This is a genomic window from Pseudalkalibacillus sp. SCS-8, from assembly GCF_040126055.1.
GTDB lineage: Bacteria > Bacillota > Bacilli > Bacillales > Fictibacillaceae > Pseudalkalibacillus > Pseudalkalibacillus nanhaiensis.
This window is the reverse complement of sequence record NZ_CP143541.1, coordinates 1,049,111-1,064,246: the sequence shown is the minus strand read 5'-3', so window position 1 is coordinate 1,064,246 and position 15,136 is coordinate 1,049,111. Positions and strand designations below refer to the sequence as shown.

Below are 15,136 nucleotides of genomic sequence, written 5' to 3'. Positions count from 1 at the left end.
TCTAACGTTCTTGCCCTTATTCTATCAGGGTTATAGCGATACTTTGTGAAACTTTGAACGTTGTCACTAAATCGCAAAAAACTTTTGACAAACCTTTGTCAGTTGTCTGAAAACAGTCACAATCTAGACAAAAAAAGGGACTGTCCCGTATATGGACCGTCCCTTATTTATTAGAAGTTCTCTTTTAAACCATTTCGTGCTACTATTTAGTTACATTATTTACCATTAATGAGAGGTGACCGATGAGAGAAAATTGGCTATTCCCACTACTCCTATTCATTTTTGTCACAGGATGTTCGACTCAACAAACACCACAGGTTTCTGCAGATTCGAAAACCATTCAATCTATAATGCCTCCACAGATCCTTTTACAAACAAAGGAACATTCGTCCCTTCATTCGGTTCTTGGTTCCTATGAATGGAGTAAAGAAGATCAGAGTTCGGAACAAACTGTGAGGATGGACAATGAGCCACCACATATCCTAGCAAAGGATCTAAAACCCACGATGATTGAACGTGGTAAAGTGGTAACGATTCGTTTTAATGATTCTGAATCGAAACCATCACTGAATGTTCATTTATGGGGAGAAGACGGGGAGAAAGAAGAAGTATCAATCAATGAAAGCAAACTAACGTTACCTGAAAAAAAAGGTCAGTATATCTATGAGATTACTTGTGAATGGCCACAAGGGAATGCTTCCTATATCTTTGTAGCAGAAATTAAGTGAATGGGCTAGCTCCATCATTCAATAGTAAAGAGGGTAGGTAACTCCTACCCTCTTAAACATTGTCCAAATCTTATGTAAGGGAAAATTCATAACCCCTATAATTGAATACATTTTTAAAGCCTAAATTCTCTGCAACAGCGATTGATGGTTTATTCTCGTCCATACAATCCCAGTAAGGTACGGAATGATTATCTAAGCAATCCCTCACAAGAAAATGGGCGACGCTTTGCGCTAATTTCTTCCCTTGATGTTCCGCCTTCGTTTCAATATCGATACAATGAAATTTATCTACGACGAAACCAGACATACAAACACTGACGATTTCCTTTTTGTAAATAGCGCAATATCCAATCCCTTTTTCAAAAAATTCGTCTGAGGTATTCCAAAACTCTAGAATTTTACTTTGTAGTAATTCTGAATTCAATTGCTTGTCCTCAATTAAATCTTCATCTGCTTTTACAATCTGATAACCGTCTTCCAACAACGGTTTTGAATTTTCATTGTAATCTTCTGATTGTAGAGTATATACCCGTTGTTTCCAAGGTTCTATATTTCGGTGTGAAAATACTTCCTCAAGCGTATGGTTCCAGCCATCGTGATTTCCAATCGCTTCAAACCATTTTAAATTGATCTCTTTAGCATCTGGAATAATGATGTTGTCTATAAGATGATTTATGTATTGATTGAAGATTTCATTGTTTTCCTTCCCTATAAAAAGAAAGCCATCATTGTTTCCTAACCAAACAAGACCAGATGTTGGAAGATCGCGATCGTCTACAAATATCCGGCCAGGATTCACACCTTCAACCACCGCTTTAACCTCTAACTGTCCATCAGGATTCAGTAAATCCCTGCACTTACTGAATTCTTCACGATTCAACTCTACAAGCATAAGACATACCCCTTTTGTTAAATCAAATTTTATTTACCGTTCCTCCACTTCCATCAGCATGTCCACATGTGGAATCCCGTCCTCCAAGTATACGTCTGATACTTCTTTAAATCCGAATGAAGCATAAAAGTGACGCAGGTGCTCCTGGCCATGAAGTGCTATCGTCTTCACACCCATTTCCCGAACCAAGACGTCAATTGCAACATTCATCATTTCACGGGCAATTCCCTGTTTGCGGTGTTTTTTTGTTATCAGGACCCTGCCAATCGAATAATGGTCTTCTTCTTGAAGGGGTGGAACGATCCGGCAATACGCTGCCATCTCCCCATCAAATTCAGACCAGATATGTAAGCACTCTTCATCTCGCCCGTCCACTTCTGGATAAGGACACTCCTGTTCCACCACAAATACGTCTACTCGCTTTTGCAGAATCGTATATAACTCCTCTTTCGTCAGCTCTTGAAAGGTTTTCTTCACCCAATCCATAACCATCTTCCTCTCCTATGATACTAGTACTATATCGAAAGGAGGTACATATGAAAAGAGATTAGAATGACTTAAATTGAAGGAGGATCCATTATTTATTAGATATAAGTACGTCTTCCTTGAAAAGCACTTTCTTAATTAAAATTGTTCAATATCTGTCATTACACTCTTTAATACATCGATAGAACCAACGGCATCATCTTCATATTGCAAACTATGATCCACATTTGCAATTAATTTTGATGTTATATTTTTATTTTCTAGTACTTTAGTATATCTCTCTTCTATGTAACAAGGGTCCTTATCTCCGATGTAACACAATCCCTTATTTTCACTTCTTACCATTGCATCCAATACATCATCTCTTTGAATTAAAGGTGTCAGCCAGATCGCTTTAGCGTTTAAAAAGTCATCTCTTTCTAGTACTGAACGCATTGCAATCGTTCCGAGAGATTTTGCAATAACATAATAAGTTTCATAATTTTGTGTCGATAACACATCCTCAAGGACTGCGTTCACATCATATATTATTGCTTTATTGATTTCTTCATTAGATAAACCTTTGTATTGATAATTAACGTGCAATACGTCAGATGATTTATTTATAAAGATACCAGTCGAGTAATGAAAGAGAGGCGCTTGAACTGTATACCCTGCTCCAGGTAATAGAATTGCCAAACGTTTAGAACTCTCTTCATTTCTAAGTATGGTATAAGGAATATCCCTCATTTTATAACCCTTGACAGTATTCGTTTTAACACTCAACATAATAAATTCCTTCTCTCTATTATTAAATAAACACCCTACACGTTTAACAGAAGATCGGTTAACATCTAGTTAACATCTATAGATTTCAGTACATCCATATACTTTCAATTTTTATTGTCCTTTCCCTTGTTATCCTTTGGAATTTCATCTATTAACTTTGTTCATATTCAGTAGTGAAAATTCACCTATGCTCTCATCCATATTTTTCATTAATTGCATTTTCTTTAAATCTGATATACTTAAATCTGGTTATTTTGTACTTAAAGGTTATAATTCTTTAGTATTAGGGTAATTCATTACGGTATTGCATTTTTTCAAAAGGGAGCTAAAGATGAACACTTTAACTGATTATAGTCACCAAACAATCCGAACACCTAAAAACTTCGATGAAGCTGCTGAAAATATTTTGCATTCAATAAGTGAATTATTAGACATTAACACGCTATTCATTGCGAAAAATGATAAATGTACGAACGAAATCATTAAGGTAGTAAATGAAAAGGATACGTTATTATCTGTAGGGGATAGCTTACCTTTTGAAGAAACCTATTGTAAGGTGAGTGTGGATCATGGGAAAGACGTACTCATCATTCCTGATATTACGCAAAGCGAGTTAACAAGACATCTGGCAGTTACGGAGAAATTGGGAAGTGGCAGTTTTGTAGGTGTCCCGATTTATTATGAAGATGGTAGAAATTATGGGACGATTTGTGGATTGGACACGAAACCTTTCCAATTATCAGAACGTCATAAGAGAATGTTCCAAACCATGAGTTCATTACTGTCCTACGTATTGGAATTGGATGAGGCCAATAAGCAAATCGAAGACTTGTCTGCTCCGCTCGTTCCGATTACGAAGGGCGTCGCGATTTTACCTATCATTGGGAGTATTGATATGAACAGAGCGGAAAGGATCATGGAGCTGACTTTAGTCAAAAGTCAGGGACTATCCTTGGATCATATCTTAATTGATTTATCTGGGATTACACACATGAATGATGAAGTCGTGACGTATCTGATGCGAATCGTAAATCTGATGGATTTGGTCGGTGTTCATCCGATCGTAACCGGGATTCGCCCTGACATTGCCATGCAAGCCATTCGCTCTCAGGTAGACATGGATAATTTCCAGGTCGAATCGAATCTTGAAAGTGCCTTAAGTGAAATCGGATTCGAACTTCATCGAAAAGAAAAAATATAATTACGAAAATAGGAACGTCTTCTTAGAAGATGTTCCTTTTTTGTTAACCAATATTAATCTATTACTAAAGTAAACACTTGTAGTAGTAAACCGTTGTGTCTAACTCGCCATTAGCAGACTTAGCATACATTGGAATTCGACCAGCTTCAGTGTAATTTAATGAAGTATAAAGAAGGTTTGAAGGATCACCTTCTCTTGTATCTAAAATCATTAATGAACGATTTTGTTCTCTTGCCAGCTCTTCTGCCTTATTCATGAGTAAGAGCCCTATTCCTTTACGTCGATGTTTTGGATGGGTCATCAATTTCGCAACTTCACTTCTGTGTGTTGCGTTTGGCTTCGTAGCTAATTGCAATTGAACGCTACCAACAATTTCATTTTTTATTTTAGCCACCAATAACAAGTTAGTGGGTTCGATTACACTGTATAAATACTTTTTCGCATCCTCTTCGTCTATGGGCGGTAAAAAACCGATAGAAGCGCCATCATGGACCACTGTAATCAGCAATTCCGAAAGCTGTTCGAGCTCCTCTAAGTTAAGTTTATCAATTATTTCTACAACGATTTCTTCATTCATATTTACACCTCAAAATGATTCAAGTTATACAGTGGTTCTGCTAAGTTCTGCAATTTTCATGACGGAGTTCCAGTTTCGGGTGGTGGCTGCCACTTTCAGCTTCTTTTCAAGGAAGGTATTGGAGAATACGCTTTTCTTGTAGCCTTTTCGGCATAGGACGTAAGCGGTTTTCCCATTAAGCTTGAATTCGTCAATGTCACTCTCAACGTCCATCAAGTTCTGGACCGCTTCAGCAATCGGCTCTTCAGCTAAAAAGGACACATGCAGCTTTTCATCCTCTTTTAATCTCGTTACATCGAACGGACTCTCTTCCATCACCGCCTGCCATTCTTCAGCCGTTTTTACGATAACAGGCACCGCAAATCCAAGCGCCTTCTCAAGCTCTGTTTCAATCATTCCCTTCAGATTAGGGAGATCTTGATTTTCTGCTTCAAAAATGACATTGCCACTCTGGATGTATGTCCGGACATTCTCAAAATCCATCGACTTGAAAATCTCCTTCAAGTGATCCATCTTCACCTTTTTATGACCCCCGACATTAATGCCGCGTAATAAAGCGATATAGGTTGCCATCCTCTTCCCCCCTCCATTGAACTAACGCTCAGATATTCGCCACTCATAAAACGTGATCAGGTTGTTGTCTGGATCAAGGACTCCGAATTCACGACTTCCCCACGGTTGATCCGAGAGGGGGGCATTTGGATGGATAATTTCATGGGACACGAGTTTAGCGTACAAATCGTCCACGCCATCCAATCCGATCCGGCAGCTTGCTGTCCCCGCCAGGAAGGATTCAGCGCCTGTTACAACTGGAGAAGGCCGGTCCACCCTCCGCCATTTTTCATCATACGCATGCCACAAATGGACTTGCACCTCGTCCCATCCGAGAACAGCAAACCCCTCCTCTTCATGAACAAGGGTAAATCCGAGCGTATCCCGGTAAAACGCGATACTCGTATCCATATCACTCACTGGTAATGCAGGAACAGCTTCCAGCATCTTCATTCCGTTCAATCTCCTCTCGAAATCGTTATAGCTAAAAAATTCGTCTTAAATAGGAAATGTCCTTTTTTTGGTACTTTACAATGTTATAATCAGGAAAATATATACAAATAAGTAAGGAGGGTTGAACGTGGATACATGTCTCTTCTGTGAAATTACTGCTGGACGAGAGCATGCTTATAAAGTTTATGATAACGAATGGGTCTGTTGTTTTTTAGATAAATATCCAATTAACAAAGGTCATGTGTTGGTTACTTCAAAAACCCATTATCGAGAGTTTACAGATTTAGACGAGAAGAGCCTTACAGAAGTTATACTTGCAGCTCAAAAGATCGCCGAAGGTCTTGAATCCGTGTATAACTGTGACGGTATAACCATCATGCAAAACAACGGTTTATTTAAAGACGTCGATCATTATCATATGCATGTATTCCCCCGCTATAAAGATGACGGTTTTTCTTGGGTAGAGCCTGATAACCAAGTAGATAGAAATGAGTTTGTAGAAGTCAGAAGGATACTGAAGGAGGGATTAAGTTAACTCCCTCAATGAGTCAACACACAATCCCCTGGGCTGCATATAGTGGCATATGACATCATACATCGAAATGGGGATTGTTTATGAAACATAATCAATACCAAGCACGCCAGCTTCCACCGTTCGGAATTGGCGGACCAGGCGGAATCGGTGGCCTTGGGGGATTACCAGGAGGCTTAGGCGGATTACCTGGTGGAATTCCGGGTGGGCCTGGAATGGGTGGCATGCCTGGTGGAATCCCAGGTATGCCAGGAGGACCTGGTGGTATGGGTGGGATTCCGGGCATTCCTGGTGGACCCGGGGGAATTGGAGGTATCCCAGGGGGACCTGGTGGCCTTCCTGGAGCCGGACCAAACGTATTGCCCGGTCAACTGACTCTTCAGCAGCAACAGCAGGTTCAACAAATTCTACCGACGTTATCCCAACCGACGAGCGGACCACCACAGAACTTGGTCAATCTTTTCACGACCTTATCGGCTATGCCACAAAACCAGCTTCAAGCATTAATTGGACAGCAGCCGCAAAGTGCGACTCAAGTTTATTCACTGCTCGGTGGTCAAACGCGACCTGACATCGACTACTTAGATATTTATGAAACAGATGGACGAATCAACGGAATCTGGGGCTGCCAGGGCAGATGGACGTTAATTTTCTACCTCACTCCATTCGGTGGGATCGGCGTTGCACTGGCTTGGGTCGCGTTCGTCAACTTCTTCATCACCATCGGATTCTGTTACCCGACCTTCAACCTATGCTTCTTCTATACACCGCAGATTTTCCTTGCCCTATGCTGAAAAAAAGAAGGTTGGACGATTCCAACCTTCTTTTGCATTCATGATTGATAAATTTCCTTCTCAAAGGTTTTTCCATTGTTATAGACAACTTGTATCACGAGTCGCATCTCTTCATATTGCTTAATTTGATTCACTTGAAATGAATGTATCATCGGATCTCTTCGATCGTACTGCTCATCCGTTTTCAATTCCTCTTTTCCTAACAAGGAGCCATCCTCATATTTGAGAAGATATACCTTTTCAATTTCATATGTAGAATGATCGGCATGTTGATTCGCTAAGATTACACTAAACGTCTTGTCCTCCAACATGAGATTTGTCTGGAATGTACCATATGTGTTTGTTCCGAGATACCCGAGATGCTCAGTGTGTACCTCACTGCTTTTCACCAAGTCCCCATAAGATACAGATACATAATACTTGAGCGAATTCTCTTCCATCTCCTTTTTTGATTGTTCTTCCATCTGTTTTTTAGACGTTTCTTGAGAATTCCTCGTTGCAGTTATGTGAACAAACCATTCAGGCTCTACATTAACCTCAAATGGAACATCCACTTGAAACATCCCCTGTTGGGTCTCTTTCACAGGGACAGAGGTATAGTCTTCGTTATCACCATATGTATAATGGAACACCACTTCTGAATCCTTTTGAAGCTCTTTCACTTGCCATTCAAATGTCGCTTCCGCTTTCCCATCTTCTAAGTCCTTCGGATTTACATCCATTTTTATCGGTGAGATCCAGCTTTGTTGCTCTCTGATATCATCCAACACATGGTCTATATGTACTCTTTGATCATCCAAGTCGCTTTTAAGTCTATGTTGCCAGTTTGTAACTGAATTAAGCTGATTCTCTACATCCCCTAATTTAGAAATCAATTGGAAATTCATAATCAAACTAACCACCAACGCGACCACTACAAAAACAACAAATATGTTCATCAGTTTTTCCCTATTCACCTTTTACCCCCTGGTTAAAATAACATTTGCTAATAATTTCCTGTTAATAGTTTACCATATTTCATCTGTTAATTAATTTAGGAACTAAAAAAAGAAGGCTGGACAGCTCCAGCCTTCTTCTGCTTTATGCTATTTCTTCACCCAAATCGGACTTGAGTAGATCATTTCGCCATCTGCTTGGGTCAATCGGACAAAGTACCATGCATCCTCGGTTGTTGCGGGTGTTGTCGTACTCCACTCGAACGACTGACCTGCAGTCGTCGGTTCATACGTATCAACAACTTGTCCGCCGTTCGTTACGAGTTCAGCTTTGACGATGGACTCGCCCGCATCAGGGTCATTACCGACGACATTCAACTGGACAGGCTGATCAGTCGTGAGCTCAGCACCCATCATCTGACCGTCCCCTGTGAACACCATCTGGTAGTTCGAGTCCTGTGTCGCATAGACATGATGCTTTTCCAATGCCGCTCTTACCGCCGCATGAGAGTTTTCGTCAGCAATGATACCGGTACGTGCAAACGTCGGGTCTCCCCAATTATCACCGTGGTGGTCTGATACACCGATGGCTCCGACATGCCAGCCGTTATCGAGCGCTTCCACATAAGTAGATTCATAGATATCATCCCGGTTGAACACCTCGATGGAAACGACACGGTCATCCACTTCAGGTACATAAGCGAGATCATCCAGCTTACCAGGTTCACGCCCTGGATGGTTGAAGCCACCGATCCCGTCACTCCCACCACGCAAGCTCGTATCCGTCTGGAACCAATTCCAGAACGGCTTCATCGATGGCGTTCCAGGTGAACGGAATACATCGGTATAATGCTTCGAGAACCAGACGTTGAAATGCCCTTGATACGGATCGCTCCACTCGAATCCACGGATTGCTGTGAACGATTCATCGGAAATCTGCTCCGCTTGATACTGGATGTCCTCCCACTCCGTACGGTATGGAAGCGGCGTATTCACACCCTCTTCTTCATTCGCAATCAGATTCAACCCTTCGGAATGCTCCGTAATCGCGATAAAATCAAGTCCATTCATTTTGGCACTCTCATAGGCCATCTTCGGAGTCCCTGATCCATCCGGAGAATAACCTGTGTGGTTATGTAAATCCCCAAAGATGATCTGCTTTCCTACCAGCTGATCCTGGATCGCTTCAGCCACAGAAGCCTCATCACCATGCGCACTGACATCCTGTCCAAAAACCATCAAAGCAGCTGCACCAGCAGCTACCACTTTCCCTGCAAAACTACCAAACTTCATCTCTCCACCTCGTTCTATGTTAGTCTCTTTAAGTATGAAAACAAACGAAGCAGAATGACAAGGGATAGGTTGATAAACGATTCTATTGAACTAGGCATTTACAGAAAAAAGCAATGGTTCTTGTTTGCAACCATTGCTTCAAAAGTTCACCCTATAATTCATCTATTTATATACTTCTTTTTCAAAGGTTTCTCCATTACTATATACGACCTGAACGACAATGCGCATGTCTTCATATCGCTTTACACCATCCAATCGAAACCTCCTCATCTTAGGATCCTCTGGATCGTACGATTCATCGAATTCAATTTCTTCTTTTCCTAACAAAGTCTTATCCTCATACTTAAGAAGATATGCTTCTTCAACCACATGAGATGACTGAACGCCATGGTTCAGTATTTCAATGTTGAACGTTTCCTCCTCTATCCAGACATGAGCATGTAAATCACCATAATATCTTGACCCTAAATAGCCTATATTTTCGCTCTGTATCTCGCTATTTTTCATCATGTCACTATAGGATACAGATACATAATACTTAAGAGTAGATTGACGATATCCCTCTTCTAGCACTTTTTTAGATTTCTCTTGTTGGGAGTTATCAACGATTCCAACGTCCCACTTTGGTTCTACTTTAACATCAAAAGGAACCTTTACTCGAAACATCCCTTGTTGTGCTTTTTCTACAGGAATCGAAGTGAAATTCTCACTCCCGCCAACAGCATAATGAAACACGACCTCAGAATCCTTTTGAAGCTCTTTTACTTGCCATTCAAATGTCGCTTCTGCTTGACCACCTTTAATATCAGTTGAATTTACATCCATTCTGATTGGGCTGATCCAACTTTGTTGCTCTTTTATATCGTTCAATACATTCTGGATATGACTTGTTTGATCATTTACGTCACTCATAATGCCATGTTGTGTATTAATGACTGAATTAAGTTGATACTCTACGTGCCCTAATTTAGAAAACAATGTAAAATTCACAATCAAACTAACCACCAATGCTCCAGCTACAAAAAACCTGAAGATCTTTATTTGCTTTTCCAGATCCACCGTTTACCCCCTAATCGCTTCTTTTCTTTTTTCTAAAGTTTACCTTTATAAACAAAACCATAGATATTAATTAGGTTATCCTCACTCGTTTTGACGAAGTAATGAAGGTACTAACACAACTTTAGATAACTATTACGCATCTTAACAAACAAACACTAGCTCATATTTTAGCTAGTGTTTGTACTTTATGTATTAGAAGAATTTTTGAGTATTAACCCTCAATGTCTTCTATCGTGTTACCATCTTCATCTACCTGAACAGAAAAACCAGTGTAACCCATGCCTTCTGACTCTAACCATCGAGTAAACTTAGTGATGAATTCTGGATGAGAAACTGAGTCCTCCCCTTTCAAGCTAACGACATGCCCTTCTAGTTTGACCAAATAACCTTTTGCAGTCTTTTCAGTCATATAACCCCTCCTTAATCTATCTACTAAAACAATAGTATAAGAAATCATTTATTTCTACTATTAAATATGTAGAAATTCAAATTATTGTATGTGATATCGTGCTGGTCCTTTAAATACTTCTCTAACATGCCAATTCAGAAAAGTTTCTTTTGGTTGGTAAATGGGATTGATTGGTTTACGAATTGGTTTTCCGTGATATCTCATTAGCCATTCATTAAACCCTTGTGTTCCATGGGCCTCTTCAGCCACGATTAAATTCCTTTCATTAGTCAGTGTGAATACTCCTCGATCAAACAACTTATGGTGCAATGAACATAATGCTATGCCGTTTTCTTCACTATCAGGTCCTCCCATTTGGAACCATTTTATGTGAGCTGCTTCAATTGCAACCAGATTGTTTCCTAATCGGACATTGAAACCACAAACTGCACAGCTATACTCATATGCTTTTAATATTTTATTTCTAAACATTGGATCCCTAATCTTCTTTTTCTTTACGCCTATTTCTAGCCCCACAGCCAATAGGATATCTTCGTGGATGCTTTGTGGAAAATGTTCATTTAGGATTATATCAGCTACTTCTTCTGTGAGATTAGGATCCTTATTTAACAATTGGCATACTTCATCGTTGAACCCACCAACCAGTTCATTTTGGATAAGGTAGTTATTTTTTATATTATCCCTTTCAACCTCTTTATTTAAAGACCATATCCCATCCTTCGTTAATCTTACAAAGGGCTGTTCTGGATGATATGAACGTCGTTGAGGACCAAACTCGATTAATAACTTTTTCAACTTATCTTTCACTTCTATATAGGGTAAATACCGAGTCCTACCTTGCTGATATCTGGCAAGCGCATATAGTAATAATAATGGTTTATGAGGTGCCCTTTGATCACCTCTAGTCCAAATACTCAAGCTTCCTATTTTATCTTTTAATATTTTTTCGTCCATTCATTTACTCACCAACTTTAATTTAGAAAAGAGTTGCCCAATAAATGTTGGACAACTCTGTTAACCTTCTCCTATTTGTAGTGGTTTCCTTCAAATAAGTTCCTAAGATCAAAAATTTTTCTTATTTAATTCATTTTGCATGTGCCGTTTTTTACCCTTTATAAACATTCTCTTCCTTTATGGAATAGGTATTCGATGTGTTCTCAATGTATTGATCCAAGTGATCCGCAGGATTCAGGACCGCTTTCCCGTGACAGATTTCAAGGCGTTTTGGTTTCAGTTCCCCTACGATTCGGCTGCTTCGGACCGCTTCCTCCATGTCATAGGTGAACATCGGCATTGGTCGGTAGAGCTTTCCGTTTTTCGAAGTGAACAGGTCACCTGCAAGTAAGACGCCATCTTCCGGGTGATAGTAGACGACATGGCCTGGTGCGTGACCTGGTGTCCAATAGGGTTCCAAGCTGTCGATTTTGTTGAGGTTTCCTGCTTCGTCTTCCATTAATGGTTGTACGAGATGTTCAGTGACATTGGCGGACGGCTTTTTCCTGCCTGGATATGCCTTTTTTCCTTCCATATATGGGATTTCCGCTTTATGTACATACACGGGGACTTCATTTTCTTTTAATATCGCCTTCAATGCGCCAACATGATCGGGATGCCCGTGCGTGAGGACGATCCGTTTTAAAGGTCCTGCATCCATTCCGTTGATGAACTTCAGAATCCCCTTCCCCATCTTCCCGATTCCAGCATCAACGAGAGTGACCCCGTCTTCTTCTTTTACAACCCAAACGTGGAATGGCACAATCATCCACGTCTTCAAGCTCCAGATGTGCTCTGAAATCTGTTTGATTTCCATAACGCTAGCCCCTTTTCAAATAAAAGGTCATGCCTTGATGTCCGACTCTTGTGTGTTTGAACCTTTTTACTTTATGTAACCCCTATTCCTATCTCAGGTCAAGAAATATTTTACATTTATCGAAATGTTCCTTTGACTTCTTCTTCATAATGATTTACATTAGATTATGTACGAACATTTATTTAATTAAATTTAATTAATATTCGTGTTTAGGGGTGTTTTATCGTGGAAAATGTATTTGATTATGAAGATATTCAGTTAATTCCCGCAAAATGTGTGGTAAATAGCCGTTCAGAATGTGATACAACAGTGACGCTCGGAGAGCATACGTTCAAGCTTCCTGTCGTTCCAGCAAATATGCAGACGATCATCGACGAGAAGATCGCTGTTTACCTGGCTGAAAATCAATACTTCTATATCATGCACCGCTTCCAGCCTGAAAAGCGTATGGATTTTATCAAGAACATGAAAGAGCGTGGCTTGATTTCTTCGATCAGTGTCGGAGTGAAAGAAGAAGAGTATGGTTTCATCCGCCAATTAGCAGAGGAACAGCTATCACCAGAATACATCACGATTGATATCGCCCACGGTCATTCCGTTGCTGTGATTGAGATGATCCAACATATCAAATACCATTTGCCAGGAACGTTTGTGATTGCAGGGAACGTCGGTACTCCTGAAGCTGTAAGAGAATTGGAGAATGCAGGAGCAGATGCGACCAAGGTCGGGATCGGACCTGGTAAGGTTTGTATCACGAAAATTAAAACCGGTTTTGGTACGGGCGGTTGGCAATTGGCAGCTCTTCGCTGGTGTGCGAAGGCGGCAATCAAACCAATTATCGCTGACGGCGGGATCCGTACACATGGCGATGTTGCGAAGTCGATCCGTTTCGGTGCTTCCATGGTCATGATTGGTTCGTTGTTCGCAGGTCATGAAGAATCCCCTGGTGAAACGATGACGATAGATGGAAAGCTGGTCAAAGAATATTTCGGATCCGCTTCCGAATACCAAAAAGGCGAACGAAAGAATGTAGAGGGCAAGAAAATGTATGTCGAGCATAAAGGTTCCCTTCAGGATACGTTGACCGAGATGGAGCAGGACCTTCAATCCGCTATCTCTTATGCAGGCGGCACGAACCTGGATGCCCTCCGACATGTCGATTATGTTGTCGTGAAGAACTCGATTTTTAATGGAGATAAAGTGTATTAAATAGATACGTTTAGATGAGCAGGTCCATTGTGACTTACTCATTTTTTGTGCGAATAGTTCCCCGTTTTCTTAACAAACTAAAACAGCTAAGACTTACATACATGAGGAGACGGTTATGTACAAATTGTTCACGCATAATGATTTGGATGGTGTCGGATGCGGGATTGTTGCGAAAATTGCGTTCGGTGATAAGGTGGATGTCCGCTACAATTCGGTGATGGGGCTGGATCACCAGGTGGAGCGGTTTCTTGAGCATTTGAATGAGAAGAAGGATAAGGAATGGAATATGCTCATCACGGATCTTTCCGTTAATGAAAAGAATGAAGAAGCGCTGGATGCATTTTTTATAGACGGTGGGAGTATTCAACTGATCGATCATCATAAGACGGCACTCCATTTCAATGATTATGACTGGGGTTATGTGAAGGTCGAGTATAGTGATGGACGCCTCGCTTGCGCGACTTCCCTTTTATATGGCTATCTCGTCCATAAGGGGTTATTGGAGCCTTCTGCTGCATTGGAGGAATTCGTTGAGCTCGTTCGGCAGTACGACACGTGGGAATGGGATGCGAATGACAACATCAAAGCGAAGCAGCTGAATGATCTCTTTTTCATGGTGTCAATTGATGAGTTCGTCGAGAAGATGGTGCCGAGGCTTCAAGAGGCGGAGCATTTCGAATATGATGAGTTTGAACGTAAGCTTCTTGAAATGGAAGAGGATAAAATTGAGCGCTATATACGAAGAAAAAAACGTGAGCTCGTCCAGACATTTGTCGGAGATCATTGCACTGGCATCGTCCATGCAGAATCATATCACTCCGAGCTTGGAAACGAATTGGGTACAGAGTATCCTCACCTCGATTACATTACAATCCTCAACATGGGCGGGAAAAAGATCAGCTTCCGCACAATCCATGATCATGTGGATGTTTCTGAAGTGGCGGGACAGTTCGGTGGTGGCGGGCACGCGAAAGCGTCCGCATGCTCGATGAGTGAAGAGTCGTATCAGCTTTATGCTCGGGCGGCCTTTTTGATCGAACCGATGAGACCGGACGCGTTCAAGAACCGTTACAACTTGAAGGAAACGGTAGAAGGCTGTTTGTTTGAAAACCGGAATGAAGATTCATTCTTCATTTATGCGGATGAATCGGGTGTTTGGTTCGTCGAGAAGAATGGAGAACCGTTGCCAGGAAGTTTCCCAAGCTTTCATGAAGCAGAGCGTTTTGTGAAACGAAACCACTCCGCCTGGTTGGTAAGGGATGAGCACTATGTGGCGTTTTTGCGCGATTTTATGAGGAATGTAAAATCCAACAAGGAAACCTCTTTGTTTGAGGAAATCGTAGAAGAAATCGGTGAAGGCGCTGAGTGAATCAGCGCTTTTCTTCTTGCTTCGTTCAATATGAAAGATCGTTCTTAATGGTATGATGATCATAGGAAA

General features: G+C 40.9%; 18 protein-coding genes. 6 read left to right on the top strand and 12 right to left on the bottom strand.

Annotation, left to right across the window (positions count from 1 at the left end):
* Window positions 1-242 precede the first annotated feature (242 nt).
* A complete protein-coding gene (locus V1497_RS05485) occupies window positions 243-728 on the top strand; it encodes a hypothetical protein (protein WP_349409969.1) in 486 nt (161 codons plus the stop codon).
* Window positions 729-798: 70 nt separating this feature from the next.
* Here the strand turns inward: V1497_RS05485 and V1497_RS05480 are convergent, their stop codons facing one another.
* The 3 genes from V1497_RS05480 to V1497_RS05470 all read right to left on the bottom strand — a co-directional run bounded on the left by V1497_RS05480 (window position 799) and on the right by V1497_RS05470 (window position 2,874).
* Window positions 799-1,620, bottom strand: coding sequence for a GNAT family N-acetyltransferase (locus V1497_RS05480; protein ID WP_349409968.1), 822 nt, complete (start codon window positions 1,618-1,620; stop codon window positions 799-801).
* 33 nt (window positions 1,621-1,653) lie between these two features.
* Window positions 1,654-2,112 (bottom strand): GNAT family N-acetyltransferase, encoded by a 459-nt coding sequence (locus V1497_RS05475; RefSeq protein ID WP_349409967.1) that lies wholly within the window; start codon window positions 2,110-2,112, stop codon window positions 1,654-1,656.
* A gap of 132 nt (window positions 2,113-2,244) precedes the next feature.
* Window positions 2,245-2,874, bottom strand: a complete 630-nt coding sequence (locus tag V1497_RS05470; RefSeq protein WP_349409966.1) for an alpha/beta hydrolase — start codon at window positions 2,872-2,874, stop codon at window positions 2,245-2,247.
* Window positions 2,875-3,205: 331 nt separating this feature from the next.
* Here V1497_RS05470 and V1497_RS05465 point away from each other — a divergent pair, with 331 nt between their 5' ends.
* Entirely contained in the window at window positions 3,206-4,075 is an 870-nt protein-coding gene (locus V1497_RS05465) for an STAS domain-containing protein (protein ID WP_349409965.1), read from the top strand.
* A 64-nt stretch (window positions 4,076-4,139) separates the two neighbouring features.
* On the opposite strand, the gene V1497_RS05460 is transcribed toward V1497_RS05465, so the two are convergent.
* From V1497_RS05460 to V1497_RS05450, 3 genes are read right to left on the bottom strand one after another with little or no spacing between them, the layout of a single operon-like run.
* Entirely contained in the window at window positions 4,140-4,652 is a 513-nt protein-coding gene (locus V1497_RS05460; protein WP_349409964.1) for a GNAT family N-acetyltransferase, read from the bottom strand.
* A gap of 24 nt (window positions 4,653-4,676) precedes the next feature.
* The gene (locus V1497_RS05455) at window positions 4,677-5,225 is read right to left on the bottom strand and encodes a DUF1697 domain-containing protein (RefSeq protein WP_349409963.1); all 549 of its coding nucleotides are present in this window, start codon (window positions 5,223-5,225) and stop codon (window positions 4,677-4,679) included.
* A gap of 21 nt (window positions 5,226-5,246) precedes the next feature.
* Window positions 5,247-5,657 (bottom strand): VOC family protein, encoded by a 411-nt coding sequence (locus tag V1497_RS05450; RefSeq protein ID WP_349409962.1) that lies wholly within the window; start codon window positions 5,655-5,657, stop codon window positions 5,247-5,249.
* A gap of 127 nt (window positions 5,658-5,784) precedes the next feature.
* On the opposite strand from V1497_RS05450, the gene V1497_RS05445 reads away from it, so the two are divergent.
* Window positions 5,785-6,192, top strand: a complete 408-nt coding sequence (locus V1497_RS05445) for an HIT family protein (protein WP_349409961.1) — start codon at window positions 5,785-5,787, stop codon at window positions 6,190-6,192.
* An 80-nt stretch (window positions 6,193-6,272) separates the two neighbouring features.
* A complete protein-coding gene (locus V1497_RS05440; protein ID WP_349409960.1) occupies window positions 6,273-6,983 on the top strand; it encodes a hypothetical protein in 711 nt (236 codons plus the stop codon).
* Window positions 6,984-7,021: 38 nt separating this feature from the next.
* Here V1497_RS05440 and V1497_RS05435 read toward each other — a convergent pair whose 3' ends face one another.
* The 6 genes from V1497_RS05435 to V1497_RS05410 all read right to left on the bottom strand — a co-directional run bounded on the left by V1497_RS05435 (window position 7,022) and on the right by V1497_RS05410 (window position 12,489).
* Window positions 7,022-7,939 carry a hypothetical protein gene (locus V1497_RS05435; protein WP_349409959.1) on the bottom strand — a complete coding sequence of 306 codons (918 nt, stop codon included), beginning with the start codon at window positions 7,937-7,939 and terminating at the stop codon, window positions 7,022-7,024.
* A 129-nt stretch (window positions 7,940-8,068) separates the two neighbouring features.
* Window positions 8,069-9,211, bottom strand: a complete 1,143-nt coding sequence (locus V1497_RS05430; RefSeq protein ID WP_349409958.1) for a CehA/McbA family metallohydrolase — start codon at window positions 9,209-9,211, stop codon at window positions 8,069-8,071.
* Between the two features lie 162 nt (window positions 9,212-9,373).
* On the bottom strand, window positions 9,374-10,270 hold the full coding sequence (locus V1497_RS05425) for a hypothetical protein (RefSeq protein WP_349409957.1): 897 nt from the start codon (window positions 10,268-10,270) through the stop codon (window positions 9,374-9,376).
* A gap of 211 nt (window positions 10,271-10,481) precedes the next feature.
* Window positions 10,482-10,679: a hypothetical protein gene (locus tag V1497_RS05420; protein WP_349409956.1), complete on the bottom strand. Its 198-nt coding sequence runs from the start codon at window positions 10,677-10,679 to the stop codon at window positions 10,482-10,484.
* A gap of 81 nt (window positions 10,680-10,760) precedes the next feature.
* The gene (locus V1497_RS05415) at window positions 10,761-11,633 is read right to left on the bottom strand and encodes a phosphorothioated DNA-binding restriction endonuclease (protein ID WP_349409955.1); all 873 of its coding nucleotides are present in this window, start codon (window positions 11,631-11,633) and stop codon (window positions 10,761-10,763) included.
* Between the two features lie 151 nt (window positions 11,634-11,784).
* A complete protein-coding gene (locus tag V1497_RS05410) occupies window positions 11,785-12,489 on the bottom strand; it encodes an MBL fold metallo-hydrolase (RefSeq protein ID WP_349409954.1) in 705 nt (234 codons plus the stop codon).
* Between the two features lie 225 nt (window positions 12,490-12,714).
* Between V1497_RS05410 and guaC the strand changes: the two genes are divergently transcribed.
* Together guaC and V1497_RS05400 are read left to right on the top strand one after the other, a co-directional pair.
* Window positions 12,715-13,698 (top strand): GMP reductase, encoded by a 984-nt coding sequence (guaC, locus tag V1497_RS05405; protein ID WP_349409953.1) that lies wholly within the window; start codon window positions 12,715-12,717, stop codon window positions 13,696-13,698.
* Between the two features lie 115 nt (window positions 13,699-13,813).
* Entirely contained in the window at window positions 13,814-15,067 is a 1,254-nt protein-coding gene (locus tag V1497_RS05400; RefSeq protein WP_349409952.1) for an oligoribonuclease, read from the top strand.
* Window positions 15,068-15,136: the final 69 nt, after the last annotated feature.